We start from the raw sequence: 14,523 nt of genomic DNA on the forward strand, positions 1-14,523 counted from the left end.
CGCCCCTTTGGGGCAACCAAAACGCGTTTTTGGTTACTTTTGTCGCTCGGACAAAAGTGACTCGCCGGCTACGCCGGCGAAACAGCAGCGCCAGCGAAGAGCGACAACCCGCCCCAACGAGAAGCCCCGTAGGCTACGCCGGCGAAACAGCCGCGCATGCCAAGCACAACAACACAATCACTTCCCCAAACACCCCCCTTTAACACATTTATCCCCTATCACCGCCACCGCCTGCACCTCAACCTGCATCCCCGGCACCGCCAGGTTAGAAACCGTAATCTGCGCACTAGCCGGATAGTTCCCATCCGGGAACATCTCCTTCCGAACCTTCGAGAACGCGGCGCCATTGCGAGCATCCGTCAGATACGCCGTCATGCTGACCACATCCTTGAGACTGCCGCCAGCCCGCCGGAGCGTCTGGTCAATCAACGCAAACACCGTCCTCGCCTGCGCCTCGAAATCTCCCTTGATGTCCTTGCCGTTGAGATCCGTGATCGTCGTTTCCCCAGCCAGCCAGACGATACGCCCCCCTTCGGTAACGACCGCAGGCGAGTAGGAACGGCCCTTGATGCGCTCGCCCTGCTCCATGTATTCCGCGGCCTGCGCAGTGCCAGCCAGTGCGCAGCACGCAAGCAACGCTGCAGTGAACTTCGAAACCTTCATCGGTTGTCTCCCCTTTTTTGTATTTGAAAAATTGATGAATTCAGGCGGCACGCGCAAACCGATGCCGCAGCCCCTGGATCGATGCCGCCGCATCGCTGACGATGGCGGACACATCGACACGCGTATGGCAGCCATTGCGCACAAGCACCCTGCCATCCACCAGCACCGTATCGACATTGGACGGCTGCGCCGAATACACCAGCGCATGCACTGGGTCAATCACAGGGGCCACGTTGGCATCCGTGGTCCGTACCAGGATGATGTCGGCACGCTTGCCCGGCACCAGCGATCCGATACGCGCATCCAGACCCAGATCCCGCGCACCATCGATCGTCGCGAGTTCGAGCAGGCGGCGCGGCGGCAGTGGCACCGTGCTGCCGAAGCGCTGCTTGTGCGACCACAACAGCGCTCGCATGCAACTGAAGTAGTCGGCATTCGCCGACGCCGCAGAACTGTCGACGGACAGGCTCTGCTGCACCCGATGATCCATCAACTCCTGGAACTGGATCTCGCCACGCGTGGCCTGCGCATAGTGCATCTCGATCACCGGCGAGCACGAGAACGACGTGCCGGAGGCCGCGAGCAATTTCGCCTCGTCCGGCGATACGCCCTGCGGATGAACCAGTTGAAGATCGCGTCCGAGCAGCCCCTCGGCGGCAAGCACCGAGACTACGCCGGGTCGCGCATGCATGGTGATGGGCAAGCCAAGCGCGCGGATTCCAGCCATCTCGGCCTTGACCACGTCGATGGGCACCGCGCCGCGCGGATTCGATACCGGCGTGCGCACCGCTGCGCCAAGCGTGAGGAGCGTGGAGTCCGGCATGCCTTCGCGCTGCACGCGTGCCAGGTCTTCCAGGTCCATCATCTGGTCGAGGGCCAGCTCCTGCCCCCAGCCGTATGAAAAGCGGCCGCGTACACCCATCTCATGCATCGCACGCAGTTCCGCGTCCGCATGCTGCGGGCTCCGGGTGTTGTGCGACCAGTTGTTGACCGTGGTGATCCCCGAAGCGAGGCCTTCTGCCAAACCCAGCCGGATGGAGTGGTAGGAGTCCTCCGGCGAGAAGAACGGGCCGATCTGCAGCGTGGTCGGAAAGTATCCATGCTCGGGATCATCGCCGCGAACCAGCGCGCGCAGCGAGCTGTTCCAGAGGTGCCAGTGCGTATCGACCAGTCCCGGCATGACGATCATGCCGCGCGCGTCGATCTCCGCCATGCCGGGCTTGCCGAGCCCGACTCCGATGTCGACGATTTCCCCGTCGACGACATGCACGTCCGCCTCCGGCAGGTCGCCAAGCGTCGCGTCCATCGTGAGCACATGGCCCCCGCGTATCACGAATTCCGCTTCGCCTGGCAACGGCTGCTTCGTCACGTTCGCACTGCTCGCATTCTTGAACATCGAAATCTCCGACTCTCTTTTTCTGGGTTGTTCTTGTTTGAGACTTGCCAGGCCTTTATTCGGCCTTGGCCCCGGTGAGCCGGATCAGCTTTTCCTTCTGGCTACGGTCGGCCTGGATGAACTTCGCAAAGGCGTCCGGTGTGGAAAACACCGGATCAAAACCACGCGACCGCACGTAGCGCTCGATGAAGGCCGGGTCCGCCGCCACGGCGGCGACATCACGCGCAATCTTCTGCACGACAGGTGTTGGCGTGCCGCCCGTCACGAACAAGCCGAACCACGACTCATGCGGATCGATGTCTGCAAAGCCCGCTTCGGCCAGCGTCGGCACCTGCGGCATGCCCGGCAGCCGCTCGCGACGTGCGATAGCCAGCGCCTTCAGCTTGCCGGCGCGCAGATAGCCTTCGGCAGCCGGGACGCCGGCCAGCGTAAGCTGAACTTCTCCGGTCAGCACGGCGGTAACCGCCGGCGTGATGCCCTTGTACGGAATCTGCGTCATCTTCACGCCACGGCGCGCGTTGATGCCCTCGAACAGCAGGTGTGGCAGGCTGCCCGATCCATACGTGGCGTAGCTGAGCGAATCCGGCCGGGCCTTCGCCAGCGCCACCAGTTCCTTCATGTCCGACGCGGGCACCGATGGATTGGCGACAACCATCTGCGGCAGGCTCACCAGCTCCGAGATCGGTACCAGTTCCCGCGCCGGATCGTAGGGCAGCTTGTCGAACAGGTAAGGGTTGCTGGTGACGGTGGCTTCGCTCGTCAGCAGCAGCGTGTGGCCGTCCGGCAGCGCCTTGGTCACCGCGACCGTGCCGATGATCGTCGACGCGCCCGGCTTGTTCTCGACGATGACGGGCTTGCCCCATTTCTGCTGCAGGCGCTCGGCCAGCACACGGGCCATGCCGTCGATGCCGCCGCCGGGCGCGTACGGCACGACGATGCGCACGTTCTGCGTCGGGAACGACTGTGCCGCCGCTACCAGCGGCAGTACGCACAACGCCGCCGCTACCCATTTGATGCTCTTGGAATGCATTGCTGGCTCTCCGCCCTTCTCTTTCAGTTCGTACGCGCGGCCGCAGCCAGTTGTTCGCGCAATTGCGGCATCACCCGGAAGGCGTTGTCGCGATAGACCGCCTGCAGGACCTGCGGCGACAGCCCCGATGCTTCCAGGCCGGTGGCAATCTTCGCCGGCTCGACCCATGGATAGTCCGAGCCGAACACGATCTGGCTCGGCGGCACGATCATCTTCAGGATGCCCATATGGATCGCGTCCGCCGCTGCGGCCGTGTCGTAGTAGAAGCGTCGGAACTGGTACAGGCGCGAGTCGGCCGGGGCTTCGCGCGCAAGCGATGCCGCGGTTTCGCCGACCAGGAAGCGTTGCGCCCAGATGCTGCCGCCGCCGTGCGACCAGATGTATTTGATATCCGGCGTGGCCTTCGCCGTGCCGCCCTGGACCAGGCTCACCATGGCACGCGCCAGGTCCGAACCCAGTTCGACGAACGTCGGCAGGATGCCCGGCTGGAATTCCCACGCGCAGCAGCCCGGTGCCGTGGCGTGGATATAGACCACGGCCTTGCGGCGGTTCAGTTCTTCCCAGACCGGCCAGAACGACTTGTCGCCGAGCCATTTGTCGCCGTAGCTCGACAGCAGGCCTACGCCGTCCGCCTTGAGCGTGTCGAACGCGTATTCGATCTCCTTCAGCGTGGCATCGATATCCGGCAGCGGCAGCACGGCAAACTGGCCATAGCGGCCCTTGTGGTCCGACTTCATCGTCGCCGCGAAGTCGTTCATGTCGCGCGCCGCGCGCCGCGATTCTTCGACGTTGCCAAACCACACGCCCGGTTGCGTGACCGACAGGAAGGCTTTCTCGACATTGCCGCGATCCATCGCTTCCAGGTCCCTGGCGATCGTCCAGCTCTTGAACTGGTCGAAGCCGAGCACGGGCTGGACCTTGTGCTTGGACTCCACCAGCCTGACCCACGCCGGGGAAAAGTAGTGGTGATGGAAATCGATGCGCCCGCCACCGGGGCCGATCGTTTGAGCCTTTGCCAGGCCGGTCGGCATCAGCGCAGCGCCTGCCAGCGCTCCCAGCGAGCCTAGAAAATGGCGCCGCGACTGGCAGCCTTCGTGATCACAGTGTGTATGCAAGATGCGGGTCTCCGGTACGGGATGCGAGGCTTACTTCTCGCCGAACAGCGCGTAAGACGGATCGGCCTTGCCCAGGCGCGGCGCGACTTCATAGCGCTTTTTCACGTCGTCGGCGGACACGTAGCTGATGCGGCGGTAGTCCGAGACGGTCTGCCGGCTGTCCAGCGCCCATTTGCCATTGCGGCGCGACCACGTGTCGAGGTAGCGCGAATGCATCCAGCGTTCCTCGTACTGGTCGTCCTGGCCTTCACGCTTCACGAGCAGCGTGGCCGTACCGGTGGATTCGCTCACGGCCTTGTCGCCCTTCACCTCGATCAGGATATTGCTGATCCGGTGGTTGTTGCCGAGCATCTCGGTGTGCGCCTTGATCAACCAATCCACATACGCCGACCACGACGGGAACGTGCGCTTGCCGAACTGCATGCGCGCTTCCGGATGCGCGATCGACAGCAGCATGTCGCGGTCGAGCCGGTCGAGCGCGCGCGGGTACTTGTAGAGGAGTTCGGTGATGGCCTGCTTGCTGAGCAGTTCGTCGAGTTGTGCCGCCTGCGTCGGTTGCACCGACTGCGCGTGCACGACAGTGCTCATTCCGCATGCCGCGAAACACGCCGCCGAGGCCAGCACGACGCCGAGCAGCTTGCGGCTAAGGGTACGTTGCATCTTGACAGTCTCCATGAGTTTCAGGGTCCGGCGCGTCGCAGTGCGAGTCGGGCTCCGTGTTGTTCTGGCGTGTATTTCAGCGAATTCGAATCCATTCAGCAAGCGATTAAATTTAATGGTTTGATAAGAAATACTTGTTCACGGCCGCGGAGCCAGATTTCGCGCGGGACGGCGACACAGTGCCTGCATGCGGGCGCTGCACGCGATGTCGTGATCCGGTGACACGCCGGCCGCAAGCTGCGGCACATCGGCTATGCTCGGGGAACTAGTCAATCCGGCAGATTCATAAGAACCGCATATGAACGTGACCCTGCGGCAGTTGCGCGCGTTTGTCGAAGTCGCGCGCAGTGGCGGCTTTACCGCGGCCGCGCCCAAGCTTCATCTGACCCAGTCGGCCACGAGCCTGCAGATACGCGAACTGGAATCGCAGCTCGGGCTGCAGCTGATCGACCGCTCCACGCGGCGGTTCGCCCTGACCGATGCCGGCAGCGAGTTCCTGATCAGCGCCATGCGCATCGTCGGGGATGTCGAGCAGTCGGTGGCCGATACGCGCGAGCTTGTCCACAAGCGGCGCGGCCGCATTACCGTGGCCACCACGCCGCTGCTGGCGTCGACGCTGTTGCCGGAGAGCATTGCGCACTTCCTCGACGCCTATCCTGCAATCACCGTGCGCATCGCCGACCTGCCGGCCGAACAGATCGGGCGCCGCGTGCTGAGCGGGGACGTGGATTTCGGCTTTGGCGTGTTCCCGGAAGAAGACGCGCAGTTCGACCGCATTCCGCTGCTGCGGCATCCGCTCGGCGTGATGGTGCCCAGCAGCTGGCCGCTGGCCACGCGCAAGCGCGACCTGGTGTGGTCGGACCTGGAAGGGCAGCCGCTGATTGCCATGTCGCACGCAACCGGCATGCGTACGCTGATCGACCAGCAACTGCACCAGGCCGGCGTGCAGATCAATCCGCGTTTCGAAGTCGCGTATCTCGGAACGGCCGTGGGCCTGGCTGAGGCCGGCCTTGGCGTGACCGTGGTGCCAGCCTATGTCGGCAAGCTGATGGGATCGGACCGCGTGCGCTTCCGGCCGCTGCACAAGCCCGTGGTGCACCGTCAGATCGAGCTGATCGTGCGCGCGGGGCGCTCGCTGTCACCGAGCGCCGCGGCGTTCCGCGATTGCCTGGCGGCGCGCTGCCAGATGCTGAATGGCTGATCGGGGGCGTGCCAGCTTGTTTGCTCCCCTCTCCCGCATGCGGGAGAGGGGTTGGGGGTGAGGGCAGGAGCCTCCACGAAGTCGAAGCGGTCGCATCGAGACACGCCAACCCTCACCCCCGGCCCCTCTCCCATGCATGGGAGAGGGGAGGCACCGTTGGCAGCTTTTCGCTTTGTCGGCGGCCTCAGGCGCGCCATCGCAAGCGTCAGCGCTGTGCCACGGCCAGCGTAGACCGGCCATGGTTCACCAGCGAGATCGTCACCGCTGCAATCACTGCAGGCAACGCGATCACGAGGAAGTTCTGGGCGAGCGGCAGCGACATGCCGATGACAGCGCCGATGACGATCGGCGACAGGATGCCCCCGGCCCGCCCCACGCCGAGCATCAGGCCCAGGCCGGTCCCGCGGCACGCGGCCGGATAGAACTGGCCGCAATAGGCACACGACAGCGTTTGCGTTCCGATCGTGCAGGCACCGGCAAGTCCGACCAGCACGTACAGCGCCCATGTCGGCATCTGGCTGCCAAGCAGTGCAATGGACATGGACGCGACGACGAACATGAGCACCAGCACCACCTTGATGTGCAGCCGGTCCGCAAGCCAGCCGCCGCCGATCGCGCCGACCGTGGCGCCGATATTCAGTACCAGCACGAAGGTCAGGGCCGAGCCCAGGCTGTAGCCGGCGGTGGCCATCAGCTTCACCAGCCATGAGTTCAGCGCGTAGACCATGAACAGCGACATGAAGCACGTTGCCCAGAACATGAGCGTGCTGAAGCCGCGCCCTTCGGCAAACAGCGTACGCAGCGGCGCATCGTGCTGCCGCGGCGTGGCCGACAGCACGAACTCGTCATCGGGGTTGAACACGTGTTGGGGCGCAATGCGCGAGAGAATGCGCTGCAGCTCCGCCGTGCGGCCCGTCTTCAGCAGGAATGCCATCGATTCCGGCATCTGCTTCCAGATCAGCGGCAGCAGGATGACCGGGGTACCCGCGGCGATGAACACGCTCTGCCAGCCATAGGATTCGATGAGCCCCTTGCCGGTCACCGCCGCCAGCATGCCGCCCACGGAGTAGCCCGAGAACATCACCGTGATCAGCGTGCTGCGCATGCGCAGCGGCGCGTACTCGCTCATCTGCGCGATCACGTTTGGCATGACTCCGCCCATGCCCAGTCCCGCCAGGAAGCGCAGCGCGCTGAAGCTCACCGGATCGCTTGTCAGGCCGGCGGCCGCGGTGCAGACGCTGAACAGCGCAATACACACGACAATCACACCGCGCCGCCCCACACGGTCGGATACGGTGCCAAACGCCACGTTGCCGAACATCATGCCGAACAACGCGGAGCTGACCATGAAGCCCGCCTGCGTGGCATCCACGCCCATCTCCTTCATGATCGACGGCAGCGCAATGCCGGCGACGGCCAGGTCGTACCCGTCGAAGATGATCGCCATTGCGCACCAGAACAGCACGACGCCGTGGAACCGCGTAAAGCTGGCTTCGTCCGCCAGCCGGCTCGCATCAACTTGCTTCATGGTTGTCTCCTCTTATGTTTTTTCCTGTTCAGTCATGCCGCCTTGTGCCGCGCGTCGAGCCTGAAAAAGCCGCTCGCGTTGTCCGCCAGGATCTTCCGCTTCTGCGCACCGTCGAGGAACGACACCTCGCGCACCAGTCCGCCCACTTCCTGCTCGCCGAGCGGGAACGGATAGTCAGAACCGAGCATCACGCGCTCGACGCCCATCACGTCGACGAGCAATCGCAGCGCGCCTTCATCGAAGACGATGCTGTCCACATGCAAGCGGTGCGCGTACTCGGACGGCGGACGCGGGCAGTCCTTGCGCACGATGTCGCGATGCTTCCACGCGTTGTCCGCGCGGCCCAGCAGGAACGCGAAGCTGCCGCCGCCATGCGCAAAGCAGATGCGCAGCGACTCGGGGATGCGTTCAAGCGCGCCAGACAGGATCAGCGACATCATGCCGAGCTGCGTCTCCGCGGCCATGCTGACCAGCCACGGCAGCATCCATTGCTTCATGCGCTTGCCGCCGCCCATCATGTCCCACGGGTGCACAAGCACGGGAATGTCGTTCTCGGCGCAATACGTCAGGAAGTCGACAAGGTCCGGATGATCGAGGTCCTTGTCTCCGACGTGGTTGCCGATCTGCACGCCGACGCAACCGTTAGCCACGGCGCGCGATGCCTCGGCGCACGCCAGGCGCGTGTCCTGCAGCGGCACCTGCGCGAGTGCCTTGAGCCGGTCCGGGTGCCCCGCGCAGAACGCCAGCGCCTTGTCGTTCATCTGCGCGGCCCAGTCGGCGGCCTTGGCTGCGTCCCAGCCATAGCCGAACATCACCGGCGTGGCGCAGACGAGCTGCGTGGCAATGCCCTGCGCATCGAGTTCGGCGACGCGAAAATCGGCATCCCACAGCGCGCGGTACACGGGCCGGAACGGTTGGTCGGCCAGCATGATCTGCCCGGTCTCGCCGGACGGATCGACCGCGAGCCACGGTGCGCGCTCCGCATCAACGGCCTGTGCTTCCTGGCGGCTGATGAGCGGAAGAAAGTGCGAATGGATGTCGATCATGAAAAGTGTTTGGCGAGCGTGCGGTGCCAGGCCTGGAAATCGCGGCCCGGATGGATTTCGCCGCAGGCCGGGCAGCGGCGGGCATCCTCGGAGCTGGCGTAGAACTTCTCATACAGCGGCGGCAGGTCGGCCACGATGCTTTGCAGCGTCACCTCATGACGCTGCACCACGGTGCCGCAGCTTGCACAGCTCCACTGGAACGCATCGTTCTGGCCCTGCGGACGCTTGCGCTCGACCACCAGGCAGCGGCTGTCGGCCTCGGGGCGCTGCGGCGAATGCAGCGTGTGCGGCGGCAGCAGGAACATGTCGCCCTCGCGCAGGTCGACGCGCTCGTAGCGGCCGTTCTCCCACAGCAGCAGGTAGGCGTTGCCCTTGAACTGGTAGAACAGTTCCTCGATCGGGTCATCGTGGAAATCGCTGCGTTCATTCGGGCCGCCGACCACGGTGACCATCATGTCGCTGTCCTGCCAGATCTGCTGGTTGCCGACCGGCGGCTTCAGCTTGTCGGCGTGGTCGTCGAGCCAGCGCTTGAAATTCAGCGGCCGGCCGTATTTCAGGTCGAACATGTCATGCCTCCTGTCTGGCCAGCGGCTTGTACGCCGTGGCCTTGATCTCGATAAGCAGGTGCGGGTGCGGAAGCTGGTGCACCGCCACTGTCGTCCGCGTGGGGCCGTCGTAGTCGAAGTACTCGGCCCAGACTTCATTGAAGCCGCCGAAGTCGTTCATGTTGACGAGGAACACCTGCGTCTCGACCAGATCGGCCAGGCTCGCGCCGGCGTTCGCCAAAATGTCGCGGATATTCTCGATCACCGCGCGCGTCTGCACGCGGATGTCGAGTTGGGTCACGCCCATCTCGTCGGCCTGCGCGCCGGCAAAGCTGTTGTCCGGCAGGCGCGAACTCGTGCCCGAGACGAACAGGAAATCGCCCGCACGCTTGCAGTGCGGAAAGCGGCCCCTTGGCTTTGCCTTGCCCTGCACCAGATGCGCCTCTATCGGCATGGTTGGTGTCTCCTGATAGCTGTTGAATGCGTGGTTGCCGCGGGTACGGCAGTCAGTCTGGCATGCCCGCGCGCGTGGTGAACGACACGCTGCCCAGCGCGTTCGCGCCGCTGCCGATATGGCAGCCCACATGCAGCCCCGGGCGCAAGGCCTCGGCCGCGGTGGCCGCCCCGGCCATGATCAGCGAGCCCGCCGGCAGGCTGACCTGCGCCGCGTGCAGCAGCCGCGAGGCCTGGACTACGGTGCGCAGCGGGTGGCCGAGAATCGCGCCCGTCGAGCCGACCTGCACGTCGCGGCCATCGAACTGCATGCGCACGCCAAGGTTCGCCAGGCCCGTGAAGTCGCGCGACCACGCGCCCACCACGAGTCCGGCCGACGAACAGTTGTCGGCTACGACGTCTTCCAGGCTGAAGCGGAAATCGCGGTAGCGCGAGTCGATGATCTCCATCGCCGGCGCGACCGCTTCGAGATAGTCCGCCGCTTCCAGCGCTGTCAGCGGCGCATCGATGGTCCGGCGCGTCACAAAGCAGACTTCCGGCTCCACGCGCGGGTGGATATAGCGTCCAAGGTGGATCGTACCGCCATCTTCCTCGAGCATCGCATCGGTGAGGAAGCCCCAGATCAGGCTGTCCACGCCCATCTGCACCATCTTCGCGCGGCTGGTGAAGCCAAGCTTGATGCCCTTGACCTGTTCGCCGCGCGCGACGCGGTGCTGGATCGACGCGCGCTGGATCGCGTACGCCGTCGGCAAATCGAAATGGCCGGCTTCGAACTGCGGCATCGACTGCGCCTGCATGGCGGCGGTATCAAGCGCGAGTGCCGCGTCGACGATCGTCTGGCTCATGTCGGTCATCTCAGGCATCTCCTTGCTTGCTGTCGGCGCGGAACGCGGCGGTCACGGCACCGAGGCCCTCGATGCGTGCGGTGAAGACATTGCCCGGCTGCACAGTCGCCATCGGGCCGAGTGCGCCCGTCAGGATCACGTCGCCGGCCTTCAGCGGCGCACCGACGCGGCTCATGGTGTTGGCAAGCCACACCGCCGCGTTGAGCGGATTGCCCAGGCATGCGGCACCGGCGCCGACCGACACCGGGTCCCCGTTAAGCTCCATGCTCATGCCGCAGTTGGCCAGGTCCAGCGCGCCAAGCGATACCGGCCGCGTGCCCAGCACGAACAGGCCTGACGACGCGTTGTCGGCAATGGTGTCGGTCAGGCGGATGTCCCAGCCGGCCACGCGGCTGCCGACGATCTCGATGGCCGGCAGCGCGAAGGCCGTGGCCCGGATCACGTCCGCCACGGTGTTCACCTCGTGCGGCAAGTCGCGTTCGAGCACCAGCGCGACTTCGGCCTCCACCTTCGGCTGCAGGACATCGGCACAATCGATGTCTTCGCCGTCCTGTCGCGCCATGTCGGCGAACAGCATGCCGAAGTCCGGCTGGTCCACGCCGAGTTGGCGCTGCACCGATTTCGCAGTCAGCCCGATCTTGCGGCCGACCAGGCGGCGGCCGGCGCGCAGCGCGCGCTCGGTGTTGTACTGCTGGATCGCATAGGCCTGCGCGATCGGGTCGGCGCCACCCGCGCTGGCGTGTGCAATGGCATCGCGCACGGGCAGGCACGGCTGGCGGCGTTCGGCGGCGAACCAGAGCTGGTCGGCGGCCTCGATAAGTTCAGGGTTCAGCATGCGGGCTCACGGGTTGACGCAGATGGTGGTGGTGGACGAATAGAAGTCCAGCGAATGGCGCCCGCCTTCGCGGCCAAGGCCCGACAGGCGCGTGCCGCCGAACGGCGTGCGCAGGTCGCGCAGGAACCACGTATTGACCCAGACGATGCCGACGTCGAACTGGCGCGTCACGCGGTGCGCACGGCCCAGGTCGCGCGTCCAGACCGAAGCAGCCAGGCCATAGCGCGAATCGTTGACGCGCGCCACGACCTCGTCGTCGCTGTCGAACGGCGCGATGTGGCAGACCGGACCGAATACTTCTTCCTGCACGCAGCGCGCCGAATCGGGCAAACCCGTCCAGATCGTCGGCTGGACGTAAGCGCCGTTGTCGCGCGCATCGCCGAACTGCGGCACGCCCCCGCCCGCGACAACCGTCGCGCCTTCTTCGCGCGCCAGCGCGAAATAGGACAGCACCTTGTCGCGATGGCCGTGCGAGATCAGCGAACCCATCTCCACGCCATCCTCATCGGGATAGCCGATGCGCATGGCCTCGGCCCGTGCCTTCATGGCCGCGACGAAGCGCTCGAAGATCGGACGCTCGACATACACGCGCTCCGAGCACAGGCAGACCTGCCCGGTGTTGGTAAAGCTCGAACGCGTGACGCCGGCCACGGCCTTGTCGAAATCGCAGTCGGCGAAGACCACGGCCGCATTCTTGCCGCCAAGCTCGAACGACACTTCTTTCACGCCGTCGGCAACAGCCTTCATGATGGTGCTGCCGGTGCGCGATTCACCGGTGAAGGTGATGGCATCGATGTCCGGATGGCGCGACAGGAACTCGCCCGCCGAGCCGCCGCCGAAGCCATGCACGAGGTTGAAGACGCCCGGCGGCACGCCTGCCTCCTGCATGACTTCTGCGAGCAGCGTCGCGCTGCCCGGCGTTTCTTCAGATGGCTTGATCACCACCGCATTGCCGCAGGCCAGCGCCGGCGCGACCTTCCAGGTCATCAGCAGCATCGGCAGGTTCCAGGGCGAGATGATCGCGACCACGCCGTGCGGCTTGCGCACCGTATAGCTGAAGACATCGCCATCTGCCGCGCGCATCTCGAAGCACTCGCCGCCGGCCTGGCCGGCCAGTTCGGCGAACGTGCGGAAGTTCTGCACGCCGCGGCGGATATCGAGCATGCGTGCCTGGTGTTCGGGCCGGCCGGTGTCGGCGACTTCGGCCGCCACGAACGCGTCGAAGCGCTTTTCGATGCCGTCAGCAACGGCTTGCAGCACCCTGGCACGCTCGGCTGGGGTAGTCCGGCCCCACGGACCAGCCAGGGCGGCGCGCGCGGCGCGGACGGCACGGTCGACCAGATCGGCGTCGGCCTCGCAGACGGTGCCGATCACGGTGCCGTTGACCGGCGAGATATTGGGGAAGCCTTTGGCGGACTCGACGAAGCGTCCGTCAACGTAGTTCCGATACAGGGTCGGGGATGGTGACAAGACTGTCTCCTCGCAAATGTTTGCAGGCAGTGTATCGACGCCATCTATTCCTGAAAAATGAAACTTTCGGCTCCTGATATTCCAGACTAGAATACTGGGCACGCCACGGAGCCTGACCACGCGGCGCGACCTTCCGCCTTCGTTTGTCGCCTGCAAAGCGCCTTTCCCCATGTCCCTGAATCCCGCCTCGCTTGGCCGCAAACTGCGCTTCGCGCAGATCATCGTGTTCGAACAGGTGCTGCGTAGCGGCTCGATCCTGCGCGCGGCGCAAGCGCTCAACATGACGCAATCGGCGGTCACGAAGGTGATCCACGAACTGGAAGGCCAGCTCGGCGCGCCGCTGCTGATCCGCGGCAATCGCGGCGTGACCACGACCGAGTTCGGCGAGCTTGTCGCGCGGCGCGCCAAGACCCTGCTGGCCGAGCTGCGCCACCTGACCGACGAGATCAGCGCCTTCCGTGAAGGCACGTCGGGGCAGGTGCTGATCGGCACGCTGATCTCGGCGTCGGCGGTGCTGCTGCCGCGCGCCATCCAGCTGCTGAAGGAACAGGCGCCGGCGGTGTCGGTCACCTTGCGCGTCGGCCAGATGGACCAGCTGCTGCCCGCGCTGGCTGTCGGCGACCTCGACGTGGTGGTCGGGCGGATTCCGGAGGATGTGTCGTGGCGGGCGACGGCACCGGGGCTGGAAGCCGAAATCCTGCACCGGGAGCCGCTGTGCGTGGTCGGCGGCATGCATCATCCGATGGCATCGCACACTTCGACCACCCTGCAGGCGCTGAGCGACTACCCGTGGATCCTGCCCACGCGCGACTCGTCACTGCGGCAGACGGCCGAACACCTGTTCTACGACGCGGGCCTGGCGCTGCCTGCGAACGTCGTGGAGTCGCTGTCGGTCATGACCAACGTCGCGCTGATGTTCGACCAGAAGACCCTCGGGCTGATGCCGCGCTCGGCCGCGCGGCAATTCGTCGACACAGGCAGTCTCGCGATCATCCCGCTGGAGAATGCGCCGTCATTCGGCGATGTCGGCTTCTTCGCGGTGCCGGGCACGCTGGCCGTGCGCGCGGTCGAACTGTTCAAGGATTGCCTGCGGGCAGCCGCGCGGGAAGTCGGCTAGCGTCCCGTCATTCGCACCGCTCGCGCGCCAGCGTCTCGCGCGTATAGCCGTGCCGCACGCGCAACTGGTGCTCGACCGCATCGGCCTGGTCGAGACAGGCGAACATCAGGTCGTCCTTCACACGCTGTGGCACGCCCTTGAGCCGGGGCGCCTCATACGAAATCCGCCGCGCGCGGCAGCGCAGGAACAGCAGGGTTTCGGTCGTGGCGGCGGCAAGCTGTTCCTGGTCGATGCGCTTGCATTCGACCAGATCCTGCGCCCACGACGGCTCGGCTGCCGCGAGCAGCATCAGGCACACCCATTTGCGCAGGGAACGGGGCATCGGCATGTGAGTTGGGGACGCTACGGGACTCATCATTGTCCACCGGCACGCGCCTTTCAAGCCGACCGGCACCTCTGCCCCACAGGCGCCTGGCAAGACAGTGTGTCCAGAGCGCGGAACAATCGGCCGCCAACCCAGTCGCCACGTAACAAATGTTGCATCGCAACAGGATACACGACGCGGCCGGGGTGTGCAGGCAGCCCCGGTTCGCGTTAGGCTGAAAAGCACCGACGCGCCGCAGTGTGCGCGGATTCACGCCAGTCAGTACGGGCAAGATGCCCGCCTTCCTCCAGCCGC

General features: G+C 65.3%; 15 protein-coding genes. 2 read left to right on the forward strand and 13 right to left on the reverse strand.

The window, feature by feature from the left end:
- Positions 1–177: 177 nt before the first annotated feature.
- From KHO41_RS09775 to KHO41_RS09795, 5 genes are read right to left on the reverse strand one after another with little or no spacing between them, the layout of a single operon-like run.
- The gene (locus KHO41_RS09775) at positions 178–663 is read right to left on the reverse strand and encodes a RidA family protein (protein WP_244873767.1); all 486 of its coding nucleotides are present in this window, start codon (positions 661–663) and stop codon (positions 178–180) included.
- A gap of 40 nt (positions 664–703) precedes the next feature.
- Positions 704–2,059, reverse strand: a complete 1,356-nt coding sequence (locus KHO41_RS09780; protein WP_211953086.1) for an amidohydrolase family protein — start codon at positions 2,057–2,059, stop codon at positions 704–706.
- A 55-nt stretch (positions 2,060–2,114) separates the two neighbouring features.
- A complete protein-coding gene (locus KHO41_RS09785; protein ID WP_211953087.1) occupies positions 2,115–3,089 on the reverse strand; it encodes a Bug family tripartite tricarboxylate transporter substrate binding protein in 975 nt (324 codons plus the stop codon).
- A gap of 23 nt (positions 3,090–3,112) precedes the next feature.
- Positions 3,113–4,204, reverse strand: coding sequence for an amidohydrolase family protein (locus KHO41_RS09790; protein ID WP_211953088.1), 1,092 nt, complete (start codon positions 4,202–4,204; stop codon positions 3,113–3,115).
- Positions 4,205–4,234: 30 nt separating this feature from the next.
- A complete protein-coding gene (locus tag KHO41_RS09795; RefSeq protein WP_244873768.1) occupies positions 4,235–4,864 on the reverse strand; it encodes a nuclear transport factor 2 family protein in 630 nt (209 codons plus the stop codon).
- A gap of 298 nt (positions 4,865–5,162) precedes the next feature.
- Here KHO41_RS09795 and KHO41_RS09800 point away from each other — a divergent pair, with 298 nt between their 5' ends.
- Complete coding sequence (locus tag KHO41_RS09800) at positions 5,163–6,065, forward strand: LysR family transcriptional regulator (protein WP_211953090.1); 903 nt, start codon at positions 5,163–5,165, stop codon at positions 6,063–6,065.
- 205 nt (positions 6,066–6,270) lie between these two features.
- Here the strand turns inward: KHO41_RS09800 and KHO41_RS09805 are convergent, their stop codons facing one another.
- Genes KHO41_RS09805 through KHO41_RS09835 form a run of 7 tightly spaced genes read right to left on the reverse strand, consistent with a single transcriptional unit; the run spans position 6,271 to position 12,787 of the window.
- Positions 6,271–7,593 (reverse strand): MFS transporter, encoded by a 1,323-nt coding sequence (locus KHO41_RS09805; protein WP_211953091.1) that lies wholly within the window; start codon positions 7,591–7,593, stop codon positions 6,271–6,273.
- Positions 7,594–7,625: 32 nt separating this feature from the next.
- Positions 7,626–8,639: an amidohydrolase family protein gene (locus KHO41_RS09810; RefSeq protein WP_211953092.1), complete on the reverse strand. Its 1,014-nt coding sequence runs from the start codon at positions 8,637–8,639 to the stop codon at positions 7,626–7,628.
- Positions 8,636–9,205 carry a 3-hydroxyanthranilate 3,4-dioxygenase gene (gene nbaC, locus KHO41_RS09815; protein ID WP_211953093.1) on the reverse strand — a complete coding sequence of 190 codons (570 nt, stop codon included), beginning with the start codon at positions 9,203–9,205 and terminating at the stop codon, positions 8,636–8,638. The genes KHO41_RS09810 and nbaC overlap by 4 nt, the downstream gene beginning before the upstream one ends.
- Position 9,206: 1 nt before the next feature.
- Positions 9,207–9,638 (reverse strand): RidA family protein, encoded by a 432-nt coding sequence (locus KHO41_RS09820; protein ID WP_211953094.1) that lies wholly within the window; start codon positions 9,636–9,638, stop codon positions 9,207–9,209.
- Positions 9,639–9,690: 52 nt separating this feature from the next.
- Positions 9,691–10,491 (reverse strand): 2-keto-4-pentenoate hydratase, encoded by an 801-nt coding sequence (locus KHO41_RS09825; RefSeq protein ID WP_211953095.1) that lies wholly within the window; start codon positions 10,489–10,491, stop codon positions 9,691–9,693.
- 1 nt (position 10,492) lies between these two features.
- Positions 10,493–11,317: a 2-keto-4-pentenoate hydratase gene (locus KHO41_RS09830; RefSeq protein WP_211953096.1), complete on the reverse strand. Its 825-nt coding sequence runs from the start codon at positions 11,315–11,317 to the stop codon at positions 10,493–10,495.
- Between the two features lie 6 nt (positions 11,318–11,323).
- Positions 11,324–12,787, reverse strand: coding sequence for a 2-hydroxymuconic semialdehyde dehydrogenase (locus KHO41_RS09835; protein ID WP_211953097.1), 1,464 nt, complete (start codon positions 12,785–12,787; stop codon positions 11,324–11,326).
- 169 nt (positions 12,788–12,956) lie between these two features.
- Between KHO41_RS09835 and KHO41_RS09840 the strand changes: the two genes are divergently transcribed.
- Positions 12,957–13,904, forward strand: a complete 948-nt coding sequence (locus KHO41_RS09840; protein ID WP_211953098.1) for a LysR substrate-binding domain-containing protein — start codon at positions 12,957–12,959, stop codon at positions 13,902–13,904.
- 7 nt (positions 13,905–13,911) lie between these two features.
- Here the strand turns inward: KHO41_RS09840 and KHO41_RS09845 are convergent, their stop codons facing one another.
- Complete coding sequence (locus KHO41_RS09845) at positions 13,912–14,226, reverse strand: hypothetical protein (RefSeq protein WP_376989745.1); 315 nt, start codon at positions 14,224–14,226, stop codon at positions 13,912–13,914.
- Positions 14,227–14,523: the final 297 nt, after the last annotated feature.

Origin of the sequence: Cupriavidus numazuensis, from assembly GCF_905397435.1 — a bacterium.
GTDB classification, from domain to species: Bacteria; Pseudomonadota; Gammaproteobacteria; order Burkholderiales; family Burkholderiaceae; genus Cupriavidus; species Cupriavidus numazuensis.

Coding starts and splice junctions, on each gene's coding strand:
- KHO41_RS09775 (WP_244873767.1), bottom strand. CDS start 663: ATGAAGGTTTCGAAGTTCACTGCAGCGTTGCTTGCGTGCTGCGCACTG.
- KHO41_RS09780 (WP_211953086.1), bottom strand. CDS start 2,059: ATGTTCAAGAATGCGAGCAGTGCGAACGTGACGAAGCAGCCGTTGCCA.
- KHO41_RS09785 (WP_211953087.1), bottom strand. CDS start 3,089: ATGCATTCCAAGAGCATCAAATGGGTAGCGGCGGCGTTGTGCGTACTG.
- KHO41_RS09795 (WP_244873768.1), bottom strand. CDS start 4,864: ATGCAACGTACCCTTAGCCGCAAGCTGCTCGGCGTCGTGCTGGCCTCG.
- KHO41_RS09800 (WP_211953090.1), top strand. CDS start 5,163: ATGAACGTGACCCTGCGGCAGTTGCGCGCGTTTGTCGAAGTCGCGCGC.
- KHO41_RS09805 (WP_211953091.1), bottom strand. CDS start 7,593: ATGAAGCAAGTTGATGCGAGCCGGCTGGCGGACGAAGCCAGCTTTACG.
- KHO41_RS09810 (WP_211953092.1), bottom strand. CDS start 8,639: ATGATCGACATCCATTCGCACTTTCTTCCGCTCATCAGCCGCCAGGAA.
- nbaC (WP_211953093.1), bottom strand. CDS start 9,205: ATGTTCGACCTGAAATACGGCCGGCCGCTGAATTTCAAGCGCTGGCTC.
- KHO41_RS09820 (WP_211953094.1), bottom strand. CDS start 9,638: ATGCCGATAGAGGCGCATCTGGTGCAGGGCAAGGCAAAGCCAAGGGGC.
- KHO41_RS09825 (WP_211953095.1), bottom strand. CDS start 10,491: ATGACCGACATGAGCCAGACGATCGTCGACGCGGCACTCGCGCTTGAT.
- KHO41_RS09830 (WP_211953096.1), bottom strand. CDS start 11,317: ATGCTGAACCCTGAACTTATCGAGGCCGCCGACCAGCTCTGGTTCGCC.
- KHO41_RS09840 (WP_211953098.1), top strand. CDS start 12,957: ATGTCCCTGAATCCCGCCTCGCTTGGCCGCAAACTGCGCTTCGCGCAG.
- KHO41_RS09845 (WP_376989745.1), bottom strand. CDS start 14,226: ATGCCCCGTTCCCTGCGCAAATGGGTGTGCCTGATGCTGCTCGCGGCA.